The 9,240-nt window shown below is 37.2% G+C and carries 9 protein-coding genes; all 9 read left to right on the forward strand.

The window, feature by feature from the left end; translation table 11 throughout:
• Window positions 1-137: 137 nt before the first annotated feature.
• The 9 genes from ppaX (at window position 138) to AN964_RS05900 (ending at window position 8,755) form a co-directional block, all read left to right on the forward strand.
• The gene (ppaX, locus tag AN964_RS05860) at window positions 138-791 is read left to right on the forward strand and encodes a pyrophosphatase PpaX (protein ID WP_055738804.1); all 654 of its coding nucleotides are present in this window, start codon (window positions 138-140) and stop codon (window positions 789-791) included.
• Complete coding sequence (locus AN964_RS05865; RefSeq protein ID WP_055738805.1) at window positions 788-1,327, forward strand: acyltransferase; 540 nt, start codon at window positions 788-790, stop codon at window positions 1,325-1,327. The genes ppaX and AN964_RS05865 overlap by 4 nt, the downstream gene beginning before the upstream one ends.
• A gap of 245 nt (window positions 1,328-1,572) precedes the next feature.
• On the forward strand, window positions 1,573-3,090 hold the full coding sequence (locus AN964_RS05870) for a tetratricopeptide repeat protein (protein ID WP_055738806.1): 1,518 nt from the start codon (window positions 1,573-1,575) through the stop codon (window positions 3,088-3,090).
• Window positions 3,091-3,397: 307 nt separating this feature from the next.
• Window positions 3,398-4,342: a thioredoxin-disulfide reductase gene (gene trxB, locus AN964_RS05875; protein ID WP_055738807.1), complete on the forward strand. Its 945-nt coding sequence runs from the start codon at window positions 3,398-3,400 to the stop codon at window positions 4,340-4,342.
• A 562-nt stretch (window positions 4,343-4,904) separates the two neighbouring features.
• Entirely contained in the window at window positions 4,905-5,363 is a 459-nt protein-coding gene (locus tag AN964_RS05880) for an NUDIX hydrolase (protein WP_055738808.1), read from the forward strand.
• A 260-nt stretch (window positions 5,364-5,623) separates the two neighbouring features.
• Window positions 5,624-6,535 (forward strand): RNase adapter RapZ, encoded by a 912-nt coding sequence (rapZ, locus tag AN964_RS05885; RefSeq protein ID WP_055738809.1) that lies wholly within the window; start codon window positions 5,624-5,626, stop codon window positions 6,533-6,535.
• The gene (locus AN964_RS05890) at window positions 6,513-7,475 is read left to right on the forward strand and encodes a gluconeogenesis factor YvcK family protein (protein WP_055738810.1); all 963 of its coding nucleotides are present in this window, start codon (window positions 6,513-6,515) and stop codon (window positions 7,473-7,475) included. The genes rapZ and AN964_RS05890 overlap by 23 nt, the downstream gene beginning before the upstream one ends.
• Window positions 7,476-7,521: 46 nt before the next feature.
• Window positions 7,522-8,472 (forward strand): DNA-binding protein WhiA, encoded by a 951-nt coding sequence (gene whiA, locus AN964_RS05895; protein ID WP_055738811.1) that lies wholly within the window; start codon window positions 7,522-7,524, stop codon window positions 8,470-8,472.
• Window positions 8,473-8,497: 25 nt separating this feature from the next.
• Window positions 8,498-8,755 carry an HPr family phosphocarrier protein gene (locus AN964_RS05900; protein ID WP_055738812.1) on the forward strand — a complete coding sequence of 86 codons (258 nt, stop codon included), beginning with the start codon at window positions 8,498-8,500 and terminating at the stop codon, window positions 8,753-8,755.
• Window positions 8,756-9,240 lie beyond the last annotated feature (485 nt).

The raw sequence follows: 9,240 nt of genomic DNA on the forward strand, positions 1-9,240 counted from the left end.
TGGAACCGCCGTATACGGAACCGTACGTACGGTGGTGTGAGAGGTCGGGGGTTAGTCACCTCCTCCTACTCGATTACATCCATAACATTTATTATTAGACTAAGAATAGATATTTACAGCAGAAAGGGTAGCAAAATATGTCAAAACAAATAACAACGATTCTTTTTGATTTAGACGGAACTTTAATTGATACAAATGAATTAATCATCGCTTCTTTTTTGCATACATTAAACCACTATTATCCGCAGAAATACACAAGGGAGGATGTGCTTCCGTTCATGGGGCCTTCTCTCAAGGATACCTTCTCATCTATTAATCCGGATAATGTGGATGAAATGATAGAAAGATATCGTGCTCATAATTTAGAAAATCATGACCTTCTGGTAAAAGAATTTGATGGTGTTTATGAGACAGTGAAGGTCCTTAAAGAAAAGGGATATAAGCTTGCGATTGTTTCTACTAAGATGTCCTCAACCATAAAAAAAGGACTAAAGCTGACAAATTTGGATTCCTTTTTTGAAGTAATAATCGCCATAGATGATGTTGAGAATGTAAAGCCTGATCCTGAACCGATTGAAAAAGCTTTGAAATTGCTCGAGTCAGCACCACAGGAAGCGATTATGGTAGGAGATAACTACCACGATATATTAGGGGCAAAAAATGCTGGGACTCTGTCTGCAGGAGTTGCATGGTCTGCAAAAGGGCGAGCTTATTTAGAAAAATATGAACCTGATTTTATTCTTGATAACATGCGTGATCTACTAGAAATAGTTGGAGCGGTAAATGGATGAGAAAGACGGACCGTTTTCCCGTTTCAGGTGCAAATTCTTTATGGCATGTTTATAAAACGGTTCCTTTTTGGAAAGTGGTTAAAAATTTCCTCATAATACAATTGGCGAGATATACACCGTTTTTAGGTATAAAAAATTGGATGTATCGTGTCTTTTTAAAGATGAAAATTGGAAACCAAACATCCTTTGCCTTAATGGTAATGTTAGATGTTATGTTTCCGGAAAAAATTTCTGTAGGGAAAAATACGGTTATCGGCTACAATACAACTATTCTTGCCCACGAGTATTTAATAAAGGAATACAGGCTTGGAAATGTAAAAATTGGCAGTGAAGTAATGATAGGTGCCAATACGACTATTTTGCCCGGGGTGACAATTGGAGATGGAGCCATCGTATCAGCTGGCACACTCGTTCATAAAGATGTTCCCGCAGGATCATTTGTAGGCGGAAATCCTATGAAAGTTATTTATACAAAGGAACAGTTAGAAGAAAAAAGGGCTTCAGATCCAATATATGGAATGGAGAGCGGGAAATAGGTACCTGGGATAACAGGTACCTTATGTTGTCTTGTAGAAAGTGTTTCTACTTTTCAATTTGCTTGTTAATCATTATAACTATATATGATATACTACAGTAGTTATGGTTGTTTTCGAATGAATGATTACTCCATATCAGATAAAATGTCTTGGCATCTTTTTGTAATAGATTAAAAATATTTTTATGAAATGTAAATACAGATCATTTTAATATAGAAGAAACAAGATTATTGTGAGGGACCTTCATGGCAAAAGACTCAAAAGTAAGGCAGGAGCAGCAAGGTGTCGTCCTGTCCTTTATACCGACAGGAGAATACTATTTTAATAAAGGAATAAATGCTTATCATAGACATGATTTAAAGAAAGCGAAAAAATATTTGCAGCGTGCAATGCAGTTAGAACCATATGAACCGATGATTGCCTGTCAGCTTGGCCTTGTTTGTATGCAGCTGGATGAATTTCAGCAATCTAATGAACTTTTCACCCAAATTTTGGACGAATTAGACCCAAGTATGACAGAATGTCATTATTTTTTGGCAAATAATTATGCCGAGCTTGGTCTTTTTCATGAAGCATATAAACATGCCAATAAATATTTGGAATTGGATCCTTATGGTGAATTTGCAGAGGAAGCTGAAGATTTAATATACGTTATTAATACGGAAGAAACAGACCTGGAAGATTCCTTATATATGCAAGACGAGTTAATCATGAAACAAGAGAAGGCAAGACAGCTTCTCGAATCTGGGAATTTTCAAATGGCCATTAAAAATTTACAAGAATTGATTGAAAAATATCCGGATTTTTGGTCAGCCTACAATAACTTGGCTCTCGGTTATTTTTATTTAGGAGAAATGGAAAAAGCGGCAAATGTGTTAAAAGAGCTTTTGGATAAGAATCCCGGAAACTTACACGCTCTTTGCAATTTAGCAGTATTTTTGTATCATCAACATCGTGATGAGGAACTTCAAGAATTAATAAATGGTCTTGAAAAAATCCAGCCGCTCTTGATTGAACATCAATATAAACTAGGCGCCACATTTGCCTTGTTGGGAAATCATCAAAAGGCATTTTATTGGTTAAATAAACTAAAAAAACAAGGCTTTGAGGGAGATGCAAGCTTTTACTATTGGCTTTCACATGTTGCCTATTCTACTGGACATGAACAGACGTCCAAATCTGCTTGGAAGCAATTATTAGAATTAAGTCCGGAAAAAGAGGGGACAGAGCCTTGGAACAAAAATCAACAGGGTGATGAAGGCTTCGAAAACCATGTTACATCCATTCTAAACAAATTAAAAAGCGATTATTTAGAAGAAAGGTTATTTGGCATTTTTCTAATATCGGTTTCCAATCGCAGACAGGAAATTATCTCCCATCCCGATTTTAAAAGCCTGGATGAATTTACGATTACGGAGAAAATTTACTTGGCGAACGTATTGGATGCAGGAATGAAAGAGCAATTTGACCCAGATGGAATCATTGGAAAAGGGCATGGTGTTGCCACATTATTGTATGAACATCACCACCCGGTATATCCGCAAACGACCGGATTATTTCATATGTGGTTCTCCATTTTTATCAATGGATTAAAAGAGGGGATATCATTTGCTAACCAACCTGCATATGCAGCGGCAGTTGATTATGTATGGAATAAGATCCATCATGAGAAGATTAGCCAATCAGAGATTGCCAAACTGTATCATATTTCACCTTCGACACTCCAGAAATACATTAAAATGATACAGCAATATTCTCAGTAAGCATATATATGGACTCTGGAAGAACATTCTTTTAAGATAAGGGTAATGATTCTCGGTAAAATTGTTTTTTGAGAACTTAACAAGACTGTTTTATACAAATTGTTACTTTTCACTCTTTGTACAAAAAGACTAAGGCAGTATTGTTTCGGGGAATCTTTTCTTAAAAACAACAAAGTTTAAGAAAAGAGCCTTAATCAAAAGCAAAATCGGGAATGATAAGATAAGGAATTAAAGATTAAAAATAGATAAAGAAAAATGGGTGTGAGTGAAATTTGCAGTGAATTTCACCTGTAAGGAGTGTTGAGATATGGAAGAAAAAATATATGATCTTATAATTATTGGTGCCGGCCCTGCTGGTATGACAGCTGCCGTGTATGCTTCGCGTGCCAATTTATCGACTTTAATGATTGAGCGCGGTGTACCTGGTGGACAAATGGCCAATACGGAGGATGTAGAAAATTACCCTGGATATGAAAGCATTCTAGGACCTGAACTTTCCAATAAAATGTTTGAGCATGCAAAGAAATTTGGTGCTGAATATGCATATGGAGATATTAAGGAAATTGTCGATGGGGAAGAATATAAAACGCTTAAAGCGGGTTCTAAGGAATACAAAACTAGAGCCATCATTATAGCAACAGGAGCTGAGTATAAAAAGATTGGAGTTCCTGGCGAAAAAGAATTAGGCGGACGCGGTGTTTCTTACTGTGCCGTTTGTGATGGAGCTTTCTTCAAAAACAAGGAATTAGTGGTTGTTGGTGGAGGAGATTCTGCAGTAGAAGAGGGCGTATATCTTACAAGATTTGCTAGTAAGGTAACGATTGTGCATCGCCGCGATCAATTAAGAGCACAAAAAATCTTGCAGGATCGGGCATTTGCAAACGAAAAAGTTGATTTTATTTGGAATCATACCGTGAAAGAAATTAACGAAAAAGATGGAAAAGTGGGCTCTGTTACTCTTGTTTCAACTGTGGATGATAGTGAAATGGAATATAAAGCGGATGGTGTATTTATTTACATTGGACTAGTGCCTTTAACAAAACCTTTCCAAAGTCTTGGTATTGTAAATGAAACAGGCTATATCGAAACAAATGATGATATGGAAACGAAAATTCCTGGTATATTTGCAGCCGGAGATGTTCGTGAAAAGACTCTTCGTCAAATTGTAACTGCGACAGGCGACGGAAGTATTGCGGCACAAAGTGCTCAACACTATATTGAGGAATTAAAAGAAAAGCTGAATATTAAATGATTTTCAGCTATCCTTTAGTATTTTAAAGGGATATTTGATAAAAGTAATTTTGTTTTAATTTTCCTGTAATCATTGTGAAACATTAATCATGTATGATAAAGACAAATGAAATTGACCCCCTTTTTAATAAGAAACTTTCGAGCCCGGGCATTGCCTGGTGCTTTTTTTTATCGTCTAGCTTCAAGCACCTATCAGCTCTCCGTCTCCTTCTTGAGGGTAATACATCAGTTTCTGAACAACCTCGCCATGTTTCATAAATCTTGCTTCGAAAACCAAAAAATCCGTACACCGATGAGCAAGGCGCTTGCACATTTGTTTTTTAGTGCAAACACTCCGTTTTACGTTTGTTAGGAAGTTAGATAAATAGTATAATAAAGAGAATATAAAAGGCTATAACTCCTAAAAAAGTGCTCTTTTCTTATACATGTTGTCTTTTACAGGAAAATTATATATTTCCTCATCTAGTCATAGAAATGATAACGAAAAAACATATGAGGAATATCCTAATGCAAGAAAAGCAACATTTTATGCGAAAACAGCCTAACTAAAAGAGGTGAGAGTTGTGCAACGCGTAACGAACTGTGTTTTGGTAAAAGACAATGAAATTTTGCTATTGCAAAAGCCTCGACGTAATTGGTGGGTGGCACCCGGCGGGAAAATGGAACAAGGAGAATCGATACGTGAATCTGTTATACGAGAATACAGGGAAGAAACGGGAATCTACCTTAAGCAACCGTCATTAAAAGGTGTTTTCACCTTTGATATTATAGATAAGGAAAAAATCGTTTCGGAGTGGATGATGTTCTCCTTTGTGGCGAAAGATTATGATGGTGTGCAGCTATTGAAATCTGAGGAAGGGAACTTGGCATGGCACCCAATTGATGAAATACAAAACCTGCCAATGGCAAAGGGCGATTATCATATTCTGGATTATCTTGTTCATGGATCAGGGATCATTTACGGACAATTTACATATACACCTGACTTTGAATTAATTTCATATCGAATTGACCCAAGTTAATTGAAAATGCTTTAAACAGGCAGGTGAGTCAATCTTAGTGCCGGAGCTAGTTTTATTGCCATAGGTGTATAGGAGAACCAATTTTATTCGGGATGAATACTTATGTGAACGTTCGCAAAAAGTTAACCATATTATTGAGAAATAAAGACTTTTTAGGCAGAATCTGAATTAACTGATGCCAATGAGTGAAAACGTCTTGATAGTAGATCTATCGTCTGTAACTTCTTTAGTAGGGGCATTATTAATGGGAGGAAATGATCATGAGCACAGGTGCAAATAATGTTCAATTAGTTATCATAACAGGTATGTCTGGTGCGGGGAAAACAGTTGCCATTCAAAGCTTTGAAGATTTAGGTTTTTTTTGTGTGGATAACTTACCTCCAACTTTACTTCCTAAATTTTTGGAGCTCATGAAGGATGCTAATAATAAGATGAATAAAGTAGCGCTTGGAATGGATCTTCGTGGTAGGGAATTTTTTGATTCGTTATTCAAAGCGTTAGATGAATTAGCTGAAATTTCTTGGGTTGCACCGCAAATTCTATTTCTTGATGCGGATGACTCTGTTTTAGTCAGAAGATATAAAGAGACAAGACGACTACACCCTTTATCTCCAACAGGGCTGCCGCTTGAGGGTATAGCTCAGGAAAGGACATTGTTGGAGGAACTAAAGGGACGTGCCCAAATTTTATATAATACATCAAAAATGTCCCCTAGAGAATTAAGGGAAAAAATATTAACGGAGTTCTCCCTTAATAAGCAAGCAACCTTTACGGTTAATGTTATGTCATTTGGGTTTAAGCATGGTATCCCAATTGATGCGGACTTAGTATTTGATGTGCGATTCCTCCCAAATCCATATTATGTTCAGCATATGCGGCCAAAAACTGGCTTAGATCAAGAGGTTTATGAATATGTATTAAAATGGAATGAAACCCATAAGTTTCTTGAAAAAATTACTGACTTACTTTCGTTTATGCTTCCACATTATAAACGGGAAGGGAAAAGTCAATTGGTTATCGCGATAGGTTGCACAGGCGGTCAGCATCGCTCCGTGGCGTTAACAGAATATATAGGTCATTATTTTGAAGAAGACTATCATACTTGCATTTCCCATAGGGATATAAAGCATAGAGAAGGGAAACAACTGCATGAAAACGGCAAAAAAATCTAAAATCGTTATCCTTGGCGGGGGGACCGGATTACCCGTATTATTAAGAGGGTTGAAAAAATATCCAGTCGATATTACTGCCATTGTAACGGTAGCAGATGATGGCGGCAGCTCCGGCAGAATTCGAGAAGAAATGGATATGCCGTCACCAGGAGATATAAGAAATGTGTTGGCTGCTTTATCCGATGTAGAGCCATTAGTGGAACAAATGTTTCAGCACCGCTTTAAGACAGACAATGAATTGTCTGGCCATTCCTTAGGTAATTTAATTATTGCGGCTTTAACATCTATTACAGGCAACTTTGTTCATGCAGTTCAGGAAATGAGCAAGGTACTAAATGTTCATGGCAAAGTTTTGCCTGCAGCTAACCAGAGTGTAGTACTTCATGCTGAAATGACGGATGGCACGATTGTTTCAGGAGAATCAAAAATTCCTTTTTCCGGAAAGAAAATAAAACGTGTGTTTTTAACACCAGATGTCATTTTTCCGCTTTCCGAAACGATTAGAGAGATTCGTCAAGCAGATTTAATCGTCATTGGACCGGGAAGCTTATATACGAGTGTATTGCCTAATTTAATTGTTCCTCAGTTGGGTAAGGAAGTTTGCAAAGCTAAAGCAAAGAAAGTATATATATGCAATTTGATGACACAGGCTGGAGAAACGCTTGATTATACGGCCAGTGACCATGTCGATGCCATTTATCAGCATATGGGATGTCATTTTATTGATACTATCTTAGTAAATAATGAAGAAATTCCGCAAAATATCCAAGATCGTTACAAAGAGGAATTAGCAAAGCCTGTAGTTTACGATGTAGACAGATTAATTAATTTAGGCTTAGATGTTATTTATGATCAGATTCTTACGTATGAAGACGGATTAATCCGTCATGATACCGATAAAGTAGCAAAAATTTTATATAACCTGCTGCCAAATAGTTAGTGATTTTAAGTGAATTTTTTCTTTCACTTCATTGGAGGTTTTGGGGTTGTCATTTGCATCGGAAACGAAAAAGGAATTAACCAATCTACAAGTGAAGGATTGCTGTGCAAAGGCGGAGCTATCAGCACTTATTAGAATGAACGGTTCATTATCTTTTTCCAATAAACTATTAGTTGTTAATGTACAAACAGAAAATGCAGCAATTGCGCGCCGCATTTATATACTTATCAAAAAAATATATGATACCCCAGTCGAATTGCTTGTAAGGAAAAAAATGCGATTGAAAAAAAATAATGTTTACATTGTTCGATTAAAAAGCAGGGCAAAAGATATTCTGGAAGATTTGAAGATTTTAGGTGAAAATTTTACTTTTGATCATCATATTTCTCCAAGTTTGATTAAAAAGAAATGCTGTAAGCGCTCGTACTTAAGAGGGGCATTTCTTGCAGGAGGGTCTGTCAATAATCCTGAAACATCTTCCTATCATTTAGAAATCTTTTCTCAATATAAAGAGCATAATGAATCCCTTTGTGAGCTAATGAATTCATTTGGGTTAAATAGTAAAACACTGGAACGAAAAAAAGGCTTTATAACGTATTTAAAAGAAGCCGAAAAAATTACGGAATTCTTAAATGTCATTGGTGCTCATAATGCATTACTGCGTTTCGAGGATGTCCGAATTGTTCGCGATATGCGCAATTCTGTAAACAGGTTAGTCAATTGCGAAACGGCTAATTTAAATAAAACAATTGGAGCATCTTTGAGACAAGTTGAAAATATTCGGTATATCGAATCAACGGTGGGGCTGCAAGTTTTACCAGAAAAATTGCGTGAAATCGCTGAGCTTCGCATAGCATATCAGGATGTTACTCTGAAGGAGCTTGGAGAAATGGTATCCGGGGGCACCATTAGTAAATCAGGCATTAATCACCGACTAAGAAAAATTGATGAAATTGCGGAAAAGCTTCGTGCAGGAGATTTTTCTGTTTCCAAATAAATAAGGAGAGTAAGGGGAGTTAGTGATGGAAGAGAAACAAGTAGAAGTAAAACGGAAATCAGGACTGCAAGCACGTCCGGCAGCATTATTCGTACAGGAGGCAAATCGGTTTTCTTCCGAGGTATTCCTAGAAAAGGATGGAAAAAAAGTTAATGCCAAAAGTATCATGGGATTAATGAGCCTCGCAGCAGGTGCAGGATCCATCGTTACTTTAAGTGCCAATGGACATGATGAAAAAGAAGCGGTGGAAGAATTAAAGAAATTTATTGAGGATGAGAATTAAAAGTTTCCTTAAAAGAAGGGGATGAAGGACAAAAGCCACTAAAAAAAGGGTCTGAGTGTCCTTCATAAGGGGAATGAAGAACAAAATTCTCCGAAGCAAAGTCCCAAGTTTCCTTCATAGAAGGGATGAAGGACAAAAGCCACTGGAAAAAGGATCTGAGTGTCCTTCATAAGGGGAATGAAGAACAAAAGTCCCCGAAGTAAAGCCCCAGTGTCCTTCATAACAACGGAACGCAGGTTCCCCAGGTATTCATAAAAAAAAGCCTTTCGAATAGAAAGGCTATTTTTGCTATTGTGCGCCCGGCATGGGTGTAGTCTCTAGGGTGAAAGTCCCGAACTGTGAAGGCAGAAGTAGCAGTTAGCTTAACGCAAGGGTGTCCGTGGTGACGCGGAATCTGAAGGAAGCGAGCGGCAAACTTCCGGTCTGAGGAACACGAACTTCATACAAGGCTAGGTATCATTGGATGAGTTTGCAATACAAAACAA

The sequence above is a fragment of the Heyndrickxia shackletonii genome, from assembly GCF_001420715.1.
Taxonomy (GTDB): Bacteria; Bacillota; Bacilli; order Bacillales; family Bacillaceae_C; genus Margalitia; species Margalitia shackletonii.